The 17,547-nt window shown below is 66.9% G+C and carries 18 protein-coding genes and 1 pseudogene; 5 read left to right on the forward strand and 14 right to left on the reverse strand.

Translation table 11 applies throughout. The annotated features are described in order from the left end of the window. Positions 1-274: 274 nt before the first annotated feature. From ACH47Z_RS29020 to ACH47Z_RS29075, 12 genes are all read right to left on the reverse strand, one after another. Positions 275-1,264, reverse strand: coding sequence for a hypothetical protein (locus tag ACH47Z_RS29020; RefSeq protein WP_399078761.1), 990 nt, complete (start codon positions 1,262-1,264; stop codon positions 275-277). A 1-nt stretch (position 1,265) separates the two neighbouring features. Further along, entirely contained in the window at positions 1,266-2,297 is a 1,032-nt protein-coding gene (locus ACH47Z_RS29025) for a helix-turn-helix transcriptional regulator (RefSeq protein WP_399078764.1), read from the reverse strand. Continuing rightward, positions 2,297-3,040: an SDR family NAD(P)-dependent oxidoreductase gene (locus ACH47Z_RS29030; RefSeq protein WP_399078766.1), complete on the reverse strand. Its 744-nt coding sequence runs from the start codon at positions 3,038-3,040 to the stop codon at positions 2,297-2,299. The genes ACH47Z_RS29025 and ACH47Z_RS29030 overlap by 1 nt, the downstream gene beginning before the upstream one ends. After that, the gene (locus ACH47Z_RS29035) at positions 3,037-3,453 is read right to left on the reverse strand and encodes a hypothetical protein (protein ID WP_399078768.1); all 417 of its coding nucleotides are present in this window, start codon (positions 3,451-3,453) and stop codon (positions 3,037-3,039) included. Before ACH47Z_RS29035 ends, ACH47Z_RS29030 begins: the two co-directional genes overlap by 4 nt. Before the next feature lie 21 nt (positions 3,454-3,474). Further along, positions 3,475-4,479, reverse strand: coding sequence for an amino acid--tRNA ligase-related protein (locus ACH47Z_RS29040; RefSeq protein ID WP_399078770.1), 1,005 nt, complete (start codon positions 4,477-4,479; stop codon positions 3,475-3,477). Then, positions 4,476-5,429: an LD-carboxypeptidase gene (locus tag ACH47Z_RS29045; RefSeq protein WP_399078772.1), complete on the reverse strand. Its 954-nt coding sequence runs from the start codon at positions 5,427-5,429 to the stop codon at positions 4,476-4,478. The genes ACH47Z_RS29040 and ACH47Z_RS29045 overlap by 4 nt, the downstream gene beginning before the upstream one ends. Positions 5,430-5,512: 83 nt before the next feature. Further along, positions 5,513-6,919, reverse strand: coding sequence for a B12-binding domain-containing radical SAM protein (locus tag ACH47Z_RS29050; protein ID WP_399078774.1), 1,407 nt, complete (start codon positions 6,917-6,919; stop codon positions 5,513-5,515). After that, complete coding sequence (locus ACH47Z_RS29055) at positions 6,916-8,022, reverse strand: radical SAM protein (protein ID WP_399078777.1); 1,107 nt, start codon at positions 8,020-8,022, stop codon at positions 6,916-6,918. Before ACH47Z_RS29055 ends, ACH47Z_RS29050 begins: the two co-directional genes overlap by 4 nt. A gap of 334 nt (positions 8,023-8,356) precedes the next feature. Continuing rightward, positions 8,357-8,866 (reverse strand): DUF6624 domain-containing protein, encoded by a 510-nt coding sequence (locus ACH47Z_RS29060; protein WP_399078779.1) that lies wholly within the window; start codon positions 8,864-8,866, stop codon positions 8,357-8,359. A gap of 182 nt (positions 8,867-9,048) precedes the next feature. Continuing rightward, positions 9,049-9,660 (reverse strand): class I SAM-dependent methyltransferase, encoded by a 612-nt coding sequence (locus ACH47Z_RS29065; RefSeq protein WP_399078781.1) that lies wholly within the window; start codon positions 9,658-9,660, stop codon positions 9,049-9,051. Then, on the reverse strand, positions 9,657-9,842 hold the full coding sequence (locus tag ACH47Z_RS29070; RefSeq protein WP_399078783.1) for a hypothetical protein: 186 nt from the start codon (positions 9,840-9,842) through the stop codon (positions 9,657-9,659). The genes ACH47Z_RS29065 and ACH47Z_RS29070 overlap by 4 nt, the downstream gene beginning before the upstream one ends. A gap of 100 nt (positions 9,843-9,942) precedes the next feature. Beyond that, complete coding sequence (locus ACH47Z_RS29075; RefSeq protein WP_399078785.1) at positions 9,943-10,338, reverse strand: ATP-binding protein; 396 nt, start codon at positions 10,336-10,338, stop codon at positions 9,943-9,945. Between the two features lie 242 nt (positions 10,339-10,580). Between ACH47Z_RS29075 and ACH47Z_RS29080 the strand changes: the two genes are divergently transcribed. The 3 genes and pseudogenes from ACH47Z_RS29080 to ACH47Z_RS29090 form a co-directional block, all read left to right on the forward strand. After that, the gene (locus ACH47Z_RS29080; protein ID WP_399078787.1) at positions 10,581-11,975 is read left to right on the forward strand and encodes a helix-turn-helix domain-containing protein; all 1,395 of its coding nucleotides are present in this window, start codon (positions 10,581-10,583) and stop codon (positions 11,973-11,975) included. Continuing rightward, entirely contained in the window at positions 11,972-12,856 is an 885-nt protein-coding gene (locus ACH47Z_RS29085; RefSeq protein WP_399078789.1) for an aminoglycoside phosphotransferase family protein, read from the forward strand. Before ACH47Z_RS29080 ends, ACH47Z_RS29085 begins: the two co-directional genes overlap by 4 nt. Positions 12,857-13,127: 271 nt before the next feature. Next, positions 13,128-13,699, forward strand: a pseudogene (locus ACH47Z_RS29090) (transcriptional regulator); the annotation flags it as partial. A 74-nt stretch (positions 13,700-13,773) separates the two neighbouring features. Here the strand turns inward: ACH47Z_RS29090 and cutA are convergent. Both cutA and ACH47Z_RS29100 read right to left on the reverse strand, forming a co-directional pair. Continuing rightward, entirely contained in the window at positions 13,774-14,094 is a 321-nt protein-coding gene (gene cutA / locus ACH47Z_RS29095; RefSeq protein WP_399078791.1) for a divalent-cation tolerance protein CutA, read from the reverse strand. Between the two features lie 251 nt (positions 14,095-14,345). Beyond that, entirely contained in the window at positions 14,346-15,029 is a 684-nt protein-coding gene (locus ACH47Z_RS29100) for a pentapeptide repeat-containing protein (RefSeq protein WP_399078793.1), read from the reverse strand. A 902-nt stretch (positions 15,030-15,931) separates the two neighbouring features. On the opposite strand from ACH47Z_RS29100, the gene ACH47Z_RS29105 reads away from it, so the two are divergent. Then, positions 15,932-16,144, forward strand: coding sequence for a helix-turn-helix domain-containing protein (locus tag ACH47Z_RS29105; protein ID WP_399078841.1), 213 nt, complete (start codon positions 15,932-15,934; stop codon positions 16,142-16,144). 52 nt (positions 16,145-16,196) lie between these two features. Continuing rightward, complete coding sequence (locus tag ACH47Z_RS29110) at positions 16,197-17,354, forward strand: tyrosine-type recombinase/integrase (protein ID WP_399078795.1); 1,158 nt, start codon at positions 16,197-16,199, stop codon at positions 17,352-17,354. The last annotated feature ends 193 nt before the right edge of the window (positions 17,355-17,547 follow it).

The following is a 17,547-nucleotide window of genomic DNA, read 5'->3' on the forward strand; positions in this document are numbered from 1 at the left end:
CTGGAAGCGGCGCCTGTTCGACCACGTTGGTGGGCGTCCGAGCGTGAACCGAACACGATCCGGTGATTGCGCGGCCCTTTGTGCGGCATGCCGCACGAAGGGCTTCTGAGCCCGGCCGGCGGCATGCCTCCGCGTCCATCAGGTGCCGCACGGCTGGGATGGAGCGGCCCGGTGCATGCACGAGGGGAGTGCCGGGGCATGGCCGGGGTAGGCCGCAGCACCAGGTGGCCACGGCCCGTGAAGCGCGAACGGGTCTTTGTGTGGGGGTGCCGGCTTACGCAGAAGCCTCCTGCTCCAGGGAGGCGTTCCAGCGGGCGAGGGCGTGTTGGTCTGGTGCGAGCAATGGAGCGACGGGCCGGCTGAGGTAGCTGTGCTCGACGAGGTAAAGGCCCGCGGTGCCGGCATAGCCGGGGAACAGCTCGTTGAGGCGGGCCATCACGGCCTCCGGTTCGGCGTCGTCGGCATCGAGGAGGCAGTGGGCGAGGATCTTGCGGTTCCACACGTCGATACCGAAGACGGCCGGATCGCGCGAGGCGTGGGAGGCGATCACCGCGGCGGTGTAGGGCCCGACACCCTTGATTTCCTGGACGGCCTCCATGAGGTTTCCGGCGGCCTGGAGGTCCTCTGTGCTGTGGTCGCGGAAGTAGGCCGCGTAGTGCGGCAGGCTCTTGGCCCGAAAGCCCAGCCGGTCCCGTTCCTTCAGCGTCTCCGGCGTGACGTGGGTGATCTCGCCGGGGGTGAACCAGGCCCGCAGCGTGATCCCGTCGAAACGGACGAGACGGCCGTAGTGGACCAGCAGGTTACGGGTCATCTGGGTGGTACGGGCGATCGTGACGTTCTGCAGCAGCAAGGCGATCACGGCGATCTCGAAGTGGTCCTCGGGGCACGACTGCCGCATCCCGCCCAAGTCTGTGAGCGCCTGGCGCATCGCGGGCACACGTGCCGCCAGTTCCGTGAACGCGGCCTGGTCTTCGTCCAGGCCGTATGAGGCGACCAGCCGGCGAGCGAGCCGCTGACGGTGGTCGGGCTTGAAGTCCGCGTCGGTGTAGACGTCGGCGATGACCGTGCGGTCCTCGGCGCGTAGCCGGACACCGATGACGAGGTCGTCGATGCGGAAGGTGCGCCAGCTGTTGTCCTGGGTGTGGGCTTCGAGGCCGGTGGTGTAGTGGCTTGGCTTCCAGAAGGTGTGCAGGGCGTTGAACGGGCCGTCGCCGGTGACGGGGAGTTCGAGGGTGTCGGTGTGGTCGAGGGTGCGGGGGGTCACGTCATGCTCCTGGGTGGCGGCCGTGGGTCGATCGGAGGCGGGAGTCGTCGTGGGGTGGGCCATCGGGCGGGGCGGAGCCGCCGGTCGTAGCGTCGTCGTAGAGAGCGAGGGCGCGGCGCAGATGCTGGATGAGGGCCGCTCGCAGATCGGCGGGCTCGACGACTTCGACGTGGGGCCCGTAACTGGTGACTAGCGGAATGAGCCATTCCCAGCGGTCGACGAACAGCACGATCGACAAGAATCCGTCGTCGTGTTCGCACACTCGCGAGGTGGACTTCAGGCTCAGGCGTAGCAGCTCGTCCCGAGCGCCAGGGGCCACTCGGAGGGTCACGCGGATATCGCCCTTGCCGTAGTCCTCCATGGTCTGGGCCCACCAGTCTCGGACGGAGAAGTCTTCGGGATAGGCGAAGGTGAGGTCGGTGGGGTGGAGCCGGTCGACCAGGTTGAGCCGGAAGCGGGTGGGGTCGCCCGTGGTGCGGGCGGCCACCATGTGCCACTCGCCTGCTTTCCAGACAGCCCCGTACGGCTTGAGCAGGGCTGTTTCCTGATAGCCGTCCTTGGTGCGCCAGGTGGTCTCAAGCGCCGTCGCGGTGAGCATGGCGGTGCGCAGAACTGGCAGGTGGCCGGAGCCTTCGTCGCGCCAGTACCAGTCGGCGGTGTCGAAGTGGATGCGCTGGGCCAGGCGCCGGATGACGTCCTGGACCGTGTCGCTGACGCCCGCCATACGGGCCCGGTCCTCTGCTTCAGCGTCCGGGTTGGGAGAGTCGAGGAAGCCGAGGACGTAGAGCCGTAGGGCGTGGTCGGAGTCGATGGTGAGCGGGTCAAGGGCGGTGTCGGCGGCCAGCCGGTAGCCGCCGGTTTTGCCGGGGGTGGCTTGAACGGGGATGCCGGCGGCGGTGAGTGCGGCCATATCGCGGTACACGGTGCGTTCGGTGACGCCGAAGCGGGCCGCGATCTCCGGCGCGGGCACGTTGGTCCGGCTGCGGAGCAGGTGCACGATGTTCAGCTGTCGGGCCCGTGCGGCGTCGACCATCAGCGCACTGCTCCCAGGGGGTAGATCTGGCCCGTGGTGTATGACCAGTGCGCGGCGGTGGCCAGCTCGATGCAGGCGCCGGCGACCTCGTCCAGCGTCAGGGGCCGGCCCCAGGGCAACTGGGCGAAATAGCTGTCGGGGTCGGTGACGCCCTTGAGTGCCATGACGTGGTGAGCAAGGGGCGAATCGATGAGCGAGGGCGCGAGCAGGTTGACCCGGACGCCGTGCTGCTCCTCCTCTTTGGCCACCGTGACGACGAGCGCTTCGAGAGCGGCCTTTGCCGCGGTGTAGGGGCCGTTGTTCGCGCGACCGGCCTGCCCGGCGTCTGACCCGACCGCGAGGACGGACGTGCCGTCGGACCGAGCCCGGTGGGCGACGGCGTGCCAGGTGCGGACGAAGCTGAGGGCGTTGGCCTCGTGGACGCTCTGGAACTCGCTGATCGGGGTCTGGGCCACTGGCCGCTTGGTGGAGGGTGCCCCGACGCAGGCGAAGACCGCGTGCAGCCGACCGGACTGTGTGTCGACGGCTTGCCGCAGCGCCTCGGTTGAGGCGTCGGCGGCGGCGTCGAAGTGCACCCAGGTGCTGTCCCCGTCTTGCCTGGCGGGCCCGGGGGCACGGGTGTTGTAGGTGGCGACGACCCGCCAGCCTGCCTCGCTGAGACGGTTGTGGATCGCGGCGCCCAGCGCCCCGCTGGCGCCTGTGATGACAGCCAGCGAGGCACTGGTGGACGGGGGCAGGGTCACCGGGTTCCGGCCTCCGGCTGGGAGGGTGCGTCGGGATGGTCCGTGTCCCACATCTCAGCGAACCGCATCTGCTGGTCGGGGATGTCGAAGAGCGCTCCGATGCTGCGGGCGTGGCCGATCGCGTCGTTGTCGCCGCGGGGGATGTCGACCACCGTGTGCGGGAAGGCGACCAGCATGCGCTCCTCGTCCAGCAGGTGCGCGTAGTACAGCCGCGACTTCAGCGCGGTGGCCAGCTCCAGTGCGAGTGCCGCGGCCCGCTCGGTCGGCACCGTCAGCTCGATGATCTCGATCGGGGTGTGCTCGTCCAGCAGATGCGGGTAGCGGCGGTCCTCCATGCCGGAGAACGCTGCGGGGAGCGAGCCGGTGGCAAGGCTTTCGGTGATCACCACGGCGCGCAAGGTTGGGCTGGCCACGTTGGACAGGTTCCTCTCGGTCTAGTGGTAGGGGAAGGTGAGGGTTTCGAACACGGTCCGGCCAGTGCACAGCGCGAGCAGTCGCTCGATGCCGAGGCCGAAGGTGAAGGTGTCGGCGGGGTCGCAGTCGATGTCGGCGAAGAAGTCGACGGGCCCTTCGTCGGCCGGAACGCCGTGCAGCTGGGTACGCAGGGAGATGTTGTTCTCCACCATTGGCCGGTAGTCGTCGGCCGTGCGGAGTTTCACGCCGCCGTCGCAGATCTCGGTCCCGGCAGCTATCAGGGAGAACCGCTGTGCCCGGCCGGAGGAGTCCACGCGGGAGTTGTGCCGCAACTCGTAGGGGAACCCGTACAGGATGACGGGGGCGGTGACGGCTTCCTCGACGGCGTGCTTGACGAAGTCCTCCATGACCGCCCAGTCGGATTCGCCTGTCGCCAGGCCGTGGCCGGCCAGCCAGTTCCGCGCCGCCGTGACGAGGGCAGGGCCGACCGGAGCTTCCGGCAGGTTCAGTGCCTCGGCGATCGCGTCGTCGACTGTGCGGGTGGTGATCGCGGAGAAGTCGATGCCGCCGGGGGTCTGCAGCGTGGCGAACGCTGTCTGGACGGCGTGCTGGACCAGCTCGGTGACCAGCTTGATGCCGTCGGACAGAGTGATGTCCCGGGCGGCGGTCTGCAGCATGGTGAACTCGATCGCGTGGCTGTCGTCAGCTCGTTCGGCCCGGATCGCCTTGCCGAGGTCGTAGATGCGGTCGACGCTGATGACCAGGCGCCGCAGGTGTTCCTCCGCTGAGTGTTTGAGGTGGTAGCTCTCCCCAGTGAACGGGTGGCGGGTGGAGAACTGCGGAATCGGCGCGCTCTCCCTCGCCGCGCACAGCACCGGTGTGGCTGCTTCGGTGTAGCCGGCCTCGTGCAGCCAGGCCCGCACGGCGCGCAGCAGATCCGCCTTGGTCAGCAGCAGGTTCCGCTCTTCGGGGTGCTGCTTGAGCAGCGTGCCGTACAGGCGCCGTTCCTGCTTCGGGATGGTCATCCCTGCTCGCCTCCCCGGGTTGTCCACGGGGAGGTGATGGTCAGGGCGTGCTCGGCGTCGCTGTCGAGGAGTACCTCGGCGCCGATCGGCAGGGTGTTCTTGAGCGGGGTGTGGCCGAACGGCAGACCGAAGGCGACAGGGAAGGTGTACTCGGCGCACAGGTCCATGACCATCTCGTGGGCCCCCAGTCCGCCGGAGGGCTCGCAGTTCACCAGCTCGCCGACGACCATGCCGGCGATCTGGTCGAGGACGCCCCGGTCGCGGAAGTGGGTGAGGGTCTGGTCCAGCAGCTCGACCGGCTTGAACGCGTCCTCCCACGCCAGGACAGCGCCGTTCCAGTTCGGCTCCCATACCGTGCCCAGCAGGCAGCGCAGTGAGGACAGACAGCCGGCGACCAGGTGCCCCTGGGCGGAGCCGGCGCGGGCCCAGGCGAGCGGCGCGTCGATCCGCGCGGCCCCGCCGTCCCCGGCGAGGACCGCGGCGAAGTGGTCGCCCGTGGCGGCGGGGGCGTCGTCGGAGCCCCAATCCCACAGCACGGCGGGGCCGTGGAAGGTTGGCATGCCGGTGCGGGCGGTGATCGCGTTCAGCAGCAGGCTCGGGTCGCTCACGCCCACGATCGGCTTGGGGTGCGCGGCGATCAGCCCGTAATCCAGGCCGCGCAGCAGCCGGTTGGCGTTTTTACCTCCGCCCGCGCACACCACCGCGTCGATGGCGGGGTCAGAGATGAAGGCATGAAGATCGTCCACGAGCTGCGCTTCGCTGCCGGCACGGTAGCCGTCGCGGGTCGCGGCGTGGGGCGCGATGACGGGTTCGTAGCCTCGGCCGCGCAGGCGCTCCACGCCGCGGTCGAAGATCTCCGGATGCGTGGCGGGCTCGGGCGCGGACACGGTGACGATGCCGATGCGTCCGCCCTTGGCGAGGGGTGTGGGCAGAAGTCGGGCGGTGCTCAACGGGTTCTCTCCTTAACTGTGGGACCGGACAACCCGCGCACGATCGGTGGTGGGCCGGGCGCATGGGGTGACCGTAGGGGGTGTCAGCGGGCGGGTGCCAGCCGCATACGGGTCTCCTGCCTGGCCCGGGCGGCGGTCGCCTCGCTGGTCCAGGGGGTCAGGGAGGTGTAGTAGTCGAACGTGGACCAGTCCTCCAGGGAAGCAGGAGCGGTGAACCCGTGCTGAAGGGCCTGCTCCCACAGCGGTGTGCCCGGATAGGGGGCGAACAGGTGCACACGCGTCTCGGGTTCGGGGTCCAGCTGCCGCAGCTCGCCCATCAGGGAGTAGGTGTCCTCCATCTCCGCCTCGGTCTCGTCGGGGAACCCGACGATGAACGTGTAGGAGCCGAGGATGCCGTGCGCGGCGATGTCGCCGGCCACATCGAGGATCTGCGCGCGGCTGATTTCCTTGTGCACCACCTCGTTCAGGACCCGGTCGTTGCCGGACTCCACGCCCATAAGCAGCCGGGAGCAGCCACTCTCGGCGATCCGCTCCAGCAGCGGGAGCTTCGCCCGGCGCGCCTTGAGGATGTCGTTGGGGTTGATGCTTGCCGCCCACCGCAGCTCCAGGCCGCGATCGATCAGGCCGTCGCAGAACCCGATCGCCCGCCTCAAATTCACGAACCAGTCGGCATCGTAAAATTTGACGCCGTTGATGCCGTAGGCGGCCTGCAGAGCGGCGATGTCGTCGAGGAGGTCCTGGGCGGCCATCGCACTGTATTTACGCTGGTAGGTCAGTTCGAAGCAGAACCGGCACCTGTACACGCACCCCTTGCTGGACACGTAGTTCAGCGTTCGGGAGGCCACCGTCGGGTCGTCACGGATGTACTTGGCGACGTCCAGCAGTGACCACGGGTAGGCGCCAAGATTCCCCGTCCGCGGCGGGTTGACCGTCCCGCACACCACGCACCCGCCGTCGTCAATGCGCAGGCCCGGGACCAGGCGACGCGGGGTGCGGCCGAGGAGCGCCTTCACGTACTCGACCATGGAGTTCTCGCCGGGCCCCTGGAGGACGGCGTCGACCAGCGGATGCGCCGCGGTCTGCTCGGGCTGCACATTCACGTGCGGACCGCCGAAGACGACCGGGGGAGAGAACGGGTGTTGCTTGGCTGCGCGCACCATGTCCAGGGCGTGGCCGATCTGGCCACCTCCGGTCATGATGCTCACCCCGATGCACACGGTGCGCCCAAGGTGCTCGTCCAGGAGGCGCTCCCATGCCGCCGCATCCTGCTGGTTGCCGTCGAACAGCACCACGTCGACCAGGCCACTGGCCATCAGCGGCTTGGCGAGCGTGAGCAGCGAGAAGGGCATCCAGTGGTAGACGTAGTCCTTCTCATGGTCGATCTTCGGGTAGGCGAGGATGACGGTGGGCCGGCCGGTTGTCTCCTGCCGGGGAGCAGGGATGGCCGGGGACTGGGTCAGGCCGCCTGGCAGCCCCAAGTAGACGCTCATCGGCCGGCCTCGACCAGATGCTGGGGGGTGGCGTCGCCGGGACGGAAGTAGGAGGCGGCATACATCTCGAAAGCCGCCTCCAGTTGCGCGGCCAGGCCGTCACTGTCGCCCTTCTCCAGCAGCGGGGCGAGGTCGACGGTGACGTCCTCGCGCAGCAGGCAGAACTGCAGTCGGGCATCGGCGGTCAGCCGCAGGGCCATCAGCGCGTCGTGGCAGGGGAACAGGGGACAGCCCCGGCAGACCGATCCGTACCAGGCGCCGGCGTTGGAGTCCTTGATCACGACCTTGGTGCCCGAGGGCATCGTGAAGACGGTCATAGGGTGCCCGAGGCCGCCCTGCTGGAGGACCTCCTCGTCGATGGCCCGCACCCGCAGATCGCCAGCCAGCTCCTCCAGGGGCACGTACAGGTCCGGCAGTCGGAGCTGTCGCTTGATCTCCAGACGCCGGGCGAAGCTCTCGCTGGACTCGTTGAGGTCCTTGATGATGTCGAGCAGCTTCACACTGTGGACGCCGGCGTCCTCACAGAACTCGATCAGGGCCTCGACCTCGGGGGTGTTGATACCGGACATCACCACCACGTTCACCTTCACCGGGACGCCGGTGGCGGCACACGCCTTGATCGCAGCGAGCACTTCGGCGTGGTCGTCGACGCCGCAGATCTCCCTGTGGAGTTGCGCGTCCAGGGTGTCCAGGGAGACGTTGAAGAGGGTCACCCCCGCCTCGGCTAGGGCCGGTGCGAGTTCGCCGATCCGCGGGTGCCGGGAGATGACCTCGACCTCGCGCATGCCAGCCTCCTGCCGCAGACGCCGCACGGTGTCGACGAGCGGGTCGTACAAGGCCGGGTCTCCACCAGTCAGCTTGATGGCATCAACGCCTTGGCCTTTCGCGGCGGAGGCTACGGCGACCAAGTGGTCGGGGGCCAGATCGGTTCCCGACTCGGTGGCTACCGCCTCGCCCGAAGGACGGCAGTAGTAGCAGCTCCTCTTGCAACGGGAGTTCACGGTCACCCGTAACTGCGGTTTGCGCATGTCATCCATCCCTCGGACATCGCTGACATTCACGTGCACAGCCTTCCGGCCCCTCTCTCTGGTCAGCAAGAACATGGAGAAGACGCGATGTCAGGGTTTGCTCGGCGTGAACCCCAAACCCTGACAGGAGTGTTATGAAGATTGGTTGTTGCATGGCTAGGCTCGGACGCGTGGACGCTGTGGTGCGGCCGTCCTCGGCGGCGAGGCTTGGCCGAATGGTCGACGGCTGAAACCTGTGTGTCGTATGAGGCTTCCCAGCGCTGATCAGCCCATGGAGACGACGGGCCGTCATCCGCTACCGAGACTGCTCTTGCTGTCGAGGATCGACAAAAGCCCCTTCCAGGGATGGAACGGGCGGGCACCCGCGTGTCAGGTCCAGGCACCCCCCGGGGCTGGTGGTCAGTTCCACTCACGCATGCGCGCGGAGCTGTCGGTCATACACGTCCTGCGGCTCCAGACCGAGCGCGCTCCGCCGTTCGTCCAAGCGCTCCGGGTCCTCGACCAGGTACGGCCCTACAACGTTGCCGGCACCGTCCTGTTCGTACTGCGTGCCGTACACCTGCGCCCGTCCGTCGGCGACCCGGACCCGGTCGGTGAGAAGGGCGAAGTGCCGGGCCGGCACATCACCGGCGAGCGCCGCGTGTGTCAGCAGTTCCAGTGCGCGGCGCTGGAACTGGGTGTCATGGTCGGCGTGCTGCGCGATCAGCCACGCGGCATCGGCGCCTTCCTCACCGACGAGGTCCACGCCCGGCCAGCCGTGTGCCGAGACGACGGCCTTCAGCCATGGCGTGTTGTCGACGTCGATGGCCCGCACCGCCGCGGAGTCCTCGGGGAGCCGTGACTCCAGCATGCGATGCCTGGCCGTCTGGTCTCGCTCCTGGCGCTCCTTCAACTCACGTGCCAGGTCTGGCCTTTTCACTGCTCGTTACTCCTCGGAAGGGACAGGCGGGCCGCGCCGTTCAGGTGTGGCGTGCGCTCGCTACCGTCGGTTTGGTCAGTGGTCAGGGGCCGGCAGGGGGTGGGAGGGTTCCCCGTGCCAGCCGGTCAGCCCCGCTTCCTGGCTGGAGTGACGCCCTATCGGCAGCCAGGAAGCGGGAGTCTTCAGCTGGGACCGCGCAGCACGATTCCGATCAGGCTGCCGCTGCCGTCCAGTCCGTAGGTCGTCATGAACTGCCAGCCACGACACACCGCTTGGATCTGCGGCTCGGTCAGGCCACGGCGCGGGGCAGTCGGAGGCATCAGCTCTGCGCGGTGCGTCGTGATCTGCAGCAGGCCCGAGCGGGTCAGCCAGCGTCGCGCGTCGGAGAGGAAACGGGACTGGTCCAGGAACTCCAGACTGTGTCGGCACACCACGATGTCGACGGAGCCCGGCGCCAGCATGCCCGGGATCGCATCGGCGTTGAAGTCGTGGCGGGCGTACGTCACCAAGTCCCCGTGGTCCTGGTGGCTAGCCCGCGCGTGCTCGATGGCCACGCTGCTGAAGTCGAAGGCCGTCACGGTCAGGCCCCAGGCGGCCATGTGTGCGGCCATATGGCCCTGGCCGCAGCCGATGTCGACGACGCGCTGCCCGGACTTCACGGTCGTGTAGTTCCGGAACATTTGACGCTCGAACGGCGTCGGATCCGGTGCCCGGTATCCCGTGGAGTACATCCTGTCCCAGTACTCCGGCGTCTGCCACTCATGCACCACGCTCAGGGTGCTCACCGTGTTCATGCGGCCGACTCCGGGCCTCGGACCCTGGCCTGACCCTCCCACGGCGTGGCCAGCCTCCTCGGGTCGCTGGCCAGGGCCTCACCGGACGGGACGCCGAACAGGGTCATGCCCGCCGTGGGCGGGGCCTTGCCCTCTACTACGCGAAAGGCAGCGCCGGGCTCGCGCGGCGGCAGGTGGGTCATCGTGCATCCTCTCAGTGATGGGCATACAACAGCAGGGCCTGATTTCCGACGGCGAGGGTGGCGACGAACAAGACCTGGGTGGTGGTGCTGTGGCGCCGTCTCAAGCAGTAGGTACGTCGCTGGGCATCAACAGGGTGAGCCAGACATCCTTGCCGCCACTGGGGGGCTGAGAGATGCCGAACTTGTCCGCGATGGCCCTGACGAGTTGGAGGCCGCGACCGTTCTCGTCGTCATCGCCGGCGCGTCGCTGGAGCGGCAGCGCCGAGTCGGAGTCGTGCACGCACAGCGCCACCCCGTCGGGAATGCGCGTGACGGTGACACGGGCAGATCGGCGTCCCTCGCTGTCCGGCCGAGTGTGGTCCAGGACGTTGGTCATCAACTCGGAGATGGCAAGGGCGCCTATATCGATCAGGTTTTCCAGGCCCCACAAGCGCAGGTGCGCGCTGACTATGGTCCGCGCGATGCGTACCGACAGCGGCGTCACGTCGTAGTCCATCTCCAGCTTGCCCGAGGTGGCGCGCGTCGTTCCGCGCACACCTGTTGGAGCTGTGGGGGGAGCAAGGAGACTGGCCATTCCAGGTCCACTTCGTTCTGGCCAAACCTCATGCGAGAGGTCCGACTGCGGTGTGTACTGGTGCGTGATCGGTCAGCAACTATTGAGTCAGGCCGAAGCCCAAACGTGCAGATCGAGAAGCGGAAACCTAGGCTTTCCGTTTCAGGAGCCAGGGGACCCTCGTCATGCCACGACCTGAGAAGCAGCTGAACCCCGACGCCTCACCCCGTGACTGGTTCGGTTCAGAGGTCCGGTACTGGCGCAAGATCCGGGGACACTCAGCCTCCTCGTTAGGGCCGTTGGTGCAGGCCAGCCCGTCCCTCATCGAGAAGATCGAGAAGGGACAAGCCTCCTGTCGGCGAGACCTCGCGGAGAGCCTTGACAAGGTGTTGGCGACCGGCGGCGTGCTCACGCGCGCCTGGGGCATGGTGTACGGGGAAGCGGAAAAACGCCGCGGTGAAACGGAAAAGAGAACTGGTCGAGCGGTGGAGGGAACCGTTCAGGCACACCAAGGCCGCATCCTGGGCAGAGATACGTCGTCGCCGCCTGGGAGCCCTGAGCCTGTGGACCGTCGCGCTTTCTTGGCCAGCAGCAGTCTGGCCGCTATCGCCCCAATAGACCTCGCCACGCTCGTCGCCCGCTCCGCCCCACCGGCGCTGCCGAAGCGCATTCGCGGCAAGGACATCTCAGAGGTCCTGGCCGTAGCGGAGGACATCTACGCCCGGGACAACGCCCACGGAGGCGGAGGGTTGGTCGGGGCGCTCGCCACCCGTGCCATGCAGTGGGCGGTCGGCCTGCTCACGGTGCCCTGCGCTGAGCCGCTGGGAGCCCCTCTACATGCCGCCGTCGCACGTCTCGGCATTGTCGTCGGAGCGAGCCACTTTGACACCTACGCCCACGACGATGCCCGCGTCGCCTTCAAGATCGCCGCTGACTGCGCAGAGGAGGCCAACGACTGGCTCCTACGCGCCAAGGTGTACTCCCTCTTGGCGCGGCAGGCAGTCTGGATCGGAGACCCGGACACCGGACTGACCTACGCGGAAAAGGGACTGGTCCGATCCGATCGGCTCACTCCGACCATCCAAGCGATGCTGCACACTGCACGAGCCCGCGCGTTCGGGAAGATGGGCGACATCGGCGGTGCAATGGCCGCCGTTGGCGCCGCCGACGACGCCTTCGCCAAGTCCAACCCGCAGGACGATCCGCCGTGGATGTCCTACTACAACGAGGCCCAACACCACGGCGACACGGGGCACGCGCTCTACGACTTGGTCCTGCTAAAGGATCAGGATCCCGGGCAGGCCAGTCGCCGCTTTGAGATCGCCATCGCCGGCCACGACGACTCCTACCCACGGTCGCGCGCCCTCTCCGGAACCAAGCTGGCCAGTTTGCTGATGGCGAAGGGCGACCCACACCAGGCCACTGCCATCGGCCACCAGGCCATCAGCGATGCCGGCCGCCTTACCTCCCGACGTGCGGCCGACGATCTCAAGGAACTCAGCCGGATTGCTGCCCGGCACCGCCGCATCCCCGAGGTGGCGTACCTCCGCGAGCGCATCGGCGCTACCTTGCAGACATGACGATCTCGGCTGCTCCTTCCTCCGCGGTCCTAGACGAAGCCTGCTCGAGGGCAGGCTTCGACGCGTCTGTCGCCGAGCCGATCCGCCTCGCGGAAAACGAGATATGGCGCCTTCCAGGCCAACGCGTGATCGTCCGAATCGCCCGGCCTGGCCAGTTGACGACGACCGTCCGTGAAGTGCGGGTGGCTCGCTGGCTCGCCGAGAACGCGGTGCCGGCCGTCCGCCTGGCCGACGTCGATCAGCCGATCGAGGCTGACGGTCGGCCAGTGACCTTCTGGCAGGAACTCCCTCCCCACGAGCACGGCAGCCACACCGACGTTGCGCACCTTCTTCGGCGCCTCCACGCTCTGCCCACTCCCACCTTCGAACTCGGGCACCTGGACCCTTTCGTCCGCGTCAACGAGCGCCTGCAGGCAGCAAGCACCTTGTCCAGCACCGACCGGCAGTGGCTGGAGCGACTTCATCAGGAACTGGCAGCAGCATGGGCCGAGCGCCCAGTCGGGCGTCCGGACTGCGCCGTGCACGGCGACGCATGGCCAGGCAACTTGATCCGCACTGCCGAGGGCCCACTGATGATCGACCTGGAACGCTTTTCATTGGGCCCGCCGGAATGGGACCTGGTGTCAACCGCTGTCCGTGCGCGTACGACGGGCGCGGTCAGTGCCGCGCAGTACGACGAGTTCTGTGCCGCATACGGCTACGACGTAACAGACTGGTCCGGTTACTCAATTCTGGCTGGCGCTCGCGAACTCCGTATGGTGACGTATGCCGCCCAGCACGCCGCCAGCAACCCCGAATGGAAGGGTCAGGCGCAGTACCGCGTTGACTGCCTGCGCGGTCGGCAAGGACCACGGCCGTGGAACTGGAAAGGGATCATGTAGTGGACTGACTCGCGCCAGGCCCCGACCTGCTGTTCCGCTACGGCACGCCGCAGTTTGATGCTGTCCTTGAGGGGCTCCTGGGGCGGGTACCTGAACGTATCACGACGTCCGCACCTGGCTATTGTGCGGCCGCACTCGCGGCGCGCGTATACCCGGGCCTCGTCAGCGCATCCGACGCCTAGCCCGATGTCGGGCGTTGGGTACTCCTTGCGCAGGTCCTCGCGAGCCGGTCGGCGATGAACGCGTACCAGACCCGGGCGCTCGTCAAGGACAGTGCGCGGCGACCGCCGGGCATCCTCCCCTCCGAGCCTTGCTCCTGACATACGCCAGCTACGGCGCCTCCACGCCGAAGGCGAGGTTGGAGCTCCTTTCCCAAGCTGCCAGCGTCGTACGGGGCTACAGCAATGCCACTGCTGCCGCCCGGGTCCTCGGCAGGCAGGCGGAAGAGGCTGCGGCGGCCGGCGACGAGACGGGAGCGCTCCGAGCGTTGGAGCGAGCGAGCAGGCGTGGGTTGGGTTCGTGACCCCGTACCGCATGGACTCGTTGGCCCTCTCCGTATACGGCCAGTTGAAGCGTCCCGAACTCACGCTCACAGCTGACACTGCAGTCGACCGCCTCGGAGAGGAACTACCGGGAGGGGGCGTCGTGGTTCTGGGTGATCTGGCTTCGGCCCTACTGTGTGGAGGCGACGTCGACCAAGGCGTCTACGTGTCACGTCAATTCGCTGCGGCGGCACAGGCCAAGCCCAACACGATGGGCAAGGAGCGGGCGGCGACTATCGCAGCATCACTTCCCGACAGTGAGCAGGAACTCGCACTTCATCTGCTGCAGTTCGCATCCTGAGCCCCCTCGCGAGGTACGCGGACAAACCCAAGGACGAGAACGCCGTCGTACTCCCTGTCCGTCGCTTCTCTGTCCTATGCCGTCTCGTCGACAACCCAGGACAGGTACGCCTCCGACCCACCGGTCACGGGTAGCGTGATCCACTGGGGGACGTCGTACGGATGCTTCTCGTGCACCCATGCCTCCAGCGCCGGGAGCCGGTCCGTCGTAGTCATGTACGAGATCCGCCACTCCTGCGCTGCCTCGACCTTGCCTTTCCACCAGTAGAAGGCGGTGATTGGCGCATCGATGTGAACGCCCGCCGCCAGCTTGCTCTCGACCGCGCCCCGGGCCAGCGCCTTCGCCTGGTCTTCGTCATCGCTTGTGGTCTGCGCAATCACGACATCACTGGCCATGCAGCTACCTCTCCCACTCGGTGTAAGTCGACCCTACCCAGCCGGTTGGTGTTGAGCTGCCGGGGCGGGGGCGTTCGGCCTCGCAGGCGGTGACGGGTTCCCAGTCGCCGGTGGGAAGGACGGCGCCGTCGTCGTAGCCGGGTTCGCCATGGATTTGCCGAACTGGAGCTGTGTCGCACCTGCTGCGTATGTTGTCGGCCGTTTCGAATGCGAGCTGTGGCCCATTGCCGGCCTCCCGAGGGCGGGTATGGCTACTTGTCGTCGAGGTCTTCGCCATAGGTAACGTCCAGCTCCGCAGCGAGTGCCTCGGCCAGCTGTAGCGTCTGGGCCCGGTCGATGACCACCTGCCTGAGCGAGGCGATGCCGCGGAGCTGTGCGAGGTCGTTGCCACGCAGATCCATGCCGCGGTACGTGCCGCCGTTGAACTCGGCGAGCCGTAGATCGCAGTCGTCGAACGCTGCCGTATGCAGGTCGGCAGTGTCGAACGTGGTCTCGCGCAGGGAGCACTGGGAGAAGATCACCGGACCGGTGGCCCGGAGGCGGAAGGTGCTGTAGTCGAGCTTGCAGTTCTCGAACAGCACGTCGTCGAGGGTGTTGTCCTCCAGGGTGGCGCCCATCAGTTTGCAGTCCCGGAAGACGACGCGGGTGATCTTGCTGTCAGACCAGTGTAGGGAGGACAGGTCGCAGCCGGTGAATTCCACCGAGTCGACGCGGAGCTTCTCGAACCGGGCGCGCTGGATCTTGAGCGCGGAGATGCGTCCATCGATCAGGTGCGTGTCGGCCAGGTCGAGGGCACGCAGGGCTGCGTCGCCGTAGTGGAACTCGGCGACTCGGCCACGACCATCTTCGAGTGACGTCACGTTGGACAGATACAGGCCGGGCTCGTCCAGCGAGGGCAGAGTGACGCTCGTGCGGCGGATCGTACGGGTTGCCATCGTGATGCCTTCCAACGGGGTGGGCCTGTGCGGGGCCGACGGTGCCCCGGGGCAGGAGAGCCGCCGGCGGTGGTCACTTGGAGCCGGCAGTCCCGCACGAGCCCTTCTCATAGCTCGCCGCCACCGTCGAATCCTGAACGCCCCCGGCCGGACGGTGTCAAGCGAGACTGCCCCGAACGCACCTTCGCCGCCCGGCATTCGCCCACGGCAGACGAGAAGGAGCCCCAAGGGACTGGAACCTCCCCCGGAACCATGTCAACGTACAACGTCCCCGAACACACCAGGTCAGCGAAGGGGCGCGGGCTCCTGGGGCGGACGGCTTGTCGGCTGGCCGCTTCGACGGCCCACGGCCTGCGCGACTCGGGCTCGCAGCTAAACCCCTGTCCCTTGGAGGTCCACCTGTCTCGAACCTTCCGATCCGCCCGCTTCACTGCCCCTGTCCTGCTGGCGCTCGGCGCCACGAACCCATGGACCGCGCAGCAGACACAGGACTACGGATCCCTGTCCACGGCGCTGTGTCTCTGCGTGTGCGCGGCCGGGCTGTTTGGTGAGGAGCGCCTCAGCTCTTCACGTTGCCAGAGCGGTTGGCATCTCACAGCGGGCTGTAGTCCAAAACCTTGACCGCCTTACCACCGACCACCTGCTGGTGCTCGTCACCGATGAGGAGACCCCTGCGCTTCGGTCCTACCGGCTGGCTTCCTGACGCGCGCCGAACCGGAGAGCGAAGGCCCCTGCCCTTGTCGTGCAGAGCGATACATAGCAGACGATCCCCGGTTACCGAAACCGGGGATTCTCCGGACAGTTGATTGCGTCCTCACCGGCTGCTTGGCGGTGGCTTCGGTGCGGACGTGATTCCGTCCCTGCCCGCCATGCTGGCGGCGATAGTCCGGAGGTCGTCACGCATGTGCGAAAAACTGTATTCCGTGCCGAGCGTCGCTGAAATACTCGATGTCAGTCGACGGTCCGTTTACCGATACATCGAGGCCGGTGAGCTTAGGGTTGTTGATATGCGCACCGGACTCGAAAGGTCCCGTGTCCGGATTCCCGGACGCGACGTCGAGGCCCTGATCAAGCGTCGTATGACGCTATCGAAAGCCGCCCGGTCTGCTGTCTAGCGATCGGGTCCGTATTTGTTTCCGCCGCTCCTGTAACCGAGGGAAAGGTGCAATGCCCTACCTGCGTAAGCTGCCGTCTGGTAAATGGCAGGCTACGGTCCGAAATCGTGCCGGTGATCGAATTACGGACACTTTTCCTCTAAAGGCGCAGGCGCGCGCCTGGGGAGTGAAACTCGAAGAGCAGCTTGCTCGCAGCACGGTTCGAGATCCGCGCGCCGGGAGGATCAAATTCCATGAGTGGCACGACCGGTGGTGGGAGGCGCGTGTCGTCGAACCGCAGACCTTGAGGGGAGACGCTTCCACGATCCGCACGCACATCATGCCCCACTGGGCTGACTGGGAATTGCGCGAGATGGCGCGTATGGACGTGCAGGCTTGGGTTCGCAAGCTAGTCGTTGACGGCAAGGGTGCTTCAGCAATTCGTCGATCCTATAACCTGCTTTCCAGGATGATGCGTGATGCGGTTGACGACGATCTGATTGCGCTCACTCCGTGTCGGCGCATTGAACTTCCTCCGGAGGCCGTCAAGCCCCCTCAGTGGTTCACGCAGGCGCAGGCGCAGGCGGTTCTCGATAAGCTGTCGCCGCCGTGGCAGGCAATGGCTCTATTGGGGTTCTATACGGGCCTGCGATGGGGCGAGCTCTCGGGTCTACACGGACATCGCATCGACTGGATACGCTCGCGCCTCTTCGTTGTTGAGGTCAATACAAAATCGGGAATAAAGGAGTATCCCAAGAGTTCCAAGAGTCGGCGCGAAGTGCCAATTCCGGACCATGTGCTTGAGGCGTTGTCCAGGCATATGCGTGGTCGTGATCCTGGCGGGGTGGTCTTTACCACTGTTACCAAGGGGCGCGCCGGGCGGTTGCTTATCGACGGGAACTGGCGCCGACAGACGTGGTGGCCTGCCGTCGATGAGGCGAAGTACGTTGACCAGGACGGGAAACCGCGGCCGGTCCCGCACTATCCGCCCCACACAATGCGGCATACGTGCGCGTCGTGGCTGGTGCAGCAGGGCGTTTCCTTGTACGAGGTCCAACACCTCCTCGGCCATGAGAGCTACCACACGACTCAGCGGTATGCCCATCTGGCTCCGGACTCTCACCAGGCCGTCTTGGATGCATGGACCCGTCTGGAATCTAAGTTGATCGTCCCGACCCCCAAGGGGGTTGAAGGCGGTGGTCCGACGTCGGCCTTGGCACTAGTGAAGTGAACGTCACTGAGCTGTTGGCGGTGACTGTCCAAGTCCCGCACGAGCCCGGTCTGGCTGGGGTGCATTCGACCCGAGCGTGAGTGGTGGTCGATCACCCCGCGCAGTGGCCGGCTGTTTGCTCTTCTCCCTATGCCCGTGATTCCTGTATCTCTTCCATGCCCCCTGATCTGGCGCCTGCCGGTCGGGGGGCTTC

This window comes from Streptomyces sp. NPDC020192 (assembly GCF_044388685.1).
Classification (GTDB): domain Bacteria; phylum Actinomycetota; class Actinomycetes; order Streptomycetales; family Streptomycetaceae; genus Streptomyces.

Excerpts from the sequence above, each read along its gene's own strand:
- ACH47Z_RS29025 (WP_399078764.1), bottom strand. The coding sequence starts at position 2,297 with ATGGTCGACGCCGCACGGGCCCGACAGCTGAACATCGTGCACCTGCTC.
- ACH47Z_RS29040 (WP_399078770.1), bottom strand. The coding sequence starts at position 4,479 with ATGACCATCCCGAAGCAGGAACGGCGCCTGTACGGCACGCTGCTCAAG.
- ACH47Z_RS29050 (WP_399078774.1), bottom strand. The coding sequence starts at position 6,919 with ATGAGCGTCTACTTGGGGCTGCCAGGCGGCCTGACCCAGTCCCCGGCC.
- ACH47Z_RS29055 (WP_399078777.1), bottom strand. The coding sequence starts at position 8,022 with ATGTTCTTGCTGACCAGAGAGAGGGGCCGGAAGGCTGTGCACGTGAAT.
- ACH47Z_RS29065 (WP_399078781.1), bottom strand. The coding sequence starts at position 9,660 with ATGAACACGGTGAGCACCCTGAGCGTGGTGCATGAGTGGCAGACGCCG.
- ACH47Z_RS29070 (WP_399078783.1), bottom strand. The coding sequence starts at position 9,842 with ATGACCCACCTGCCGCCGCGCGAGCCCGGCGCTGCCTTTCGCGTAGTA.
- ACH47Z_RS29075 (WP_399078785.1), bottom strand. The coding sequence starts at position 10,338 with ATGGACTACGACGTGACGCCGCTGTCGGTACGCATCGCGCGGACCATA.
- ACH47Z_RS29080 (WP_399078787.1), top strand. The coding sequence starts at position 10,581 with ATGCCACGACCTGAGAAGCAGCTGAACCCCGACGCCTCACCCCGTGAC.
- ACH47Z_RS29085 (WP_399078789.1), top strand. The coding sequence starts at position 11,972 with ATGACGATCTCGGCTGCTCCTTCCTCCGCGGTCCTAGACGAAGCCTGC.
- cutA (WP_399078791.1), bottom strand. The coding sequence starts at position 14,094 with ATGGCCAGTGATGTCGTGATTGCGCAGACCACAAGCGATGACGAAGAC.
- ACH47Z_RS29100 (WP_399078793.1), bottom strand. The coding sequence starts at position 15,029 with ATGGCAACCCGTACGATCCGCCGCACGAGCGTCACTCTGCCCTCGCTG.
- ACH47Z_RS29105 (WP_399078841.1), top strand. The coding sequence starts at position 15,932 with ATGTGCGAAAAACTGTATTCCGTGCCGAGCGTCGCTGAAATACTCGAT.
- ACH47Z_RS29110 (WP_399078795.1), top strand. The coding sequence starts at position 16,197 with ATGCCCTACCTGCGTAAGCTGCCGTCTGGTAAATGGCAGGCTACGGTC.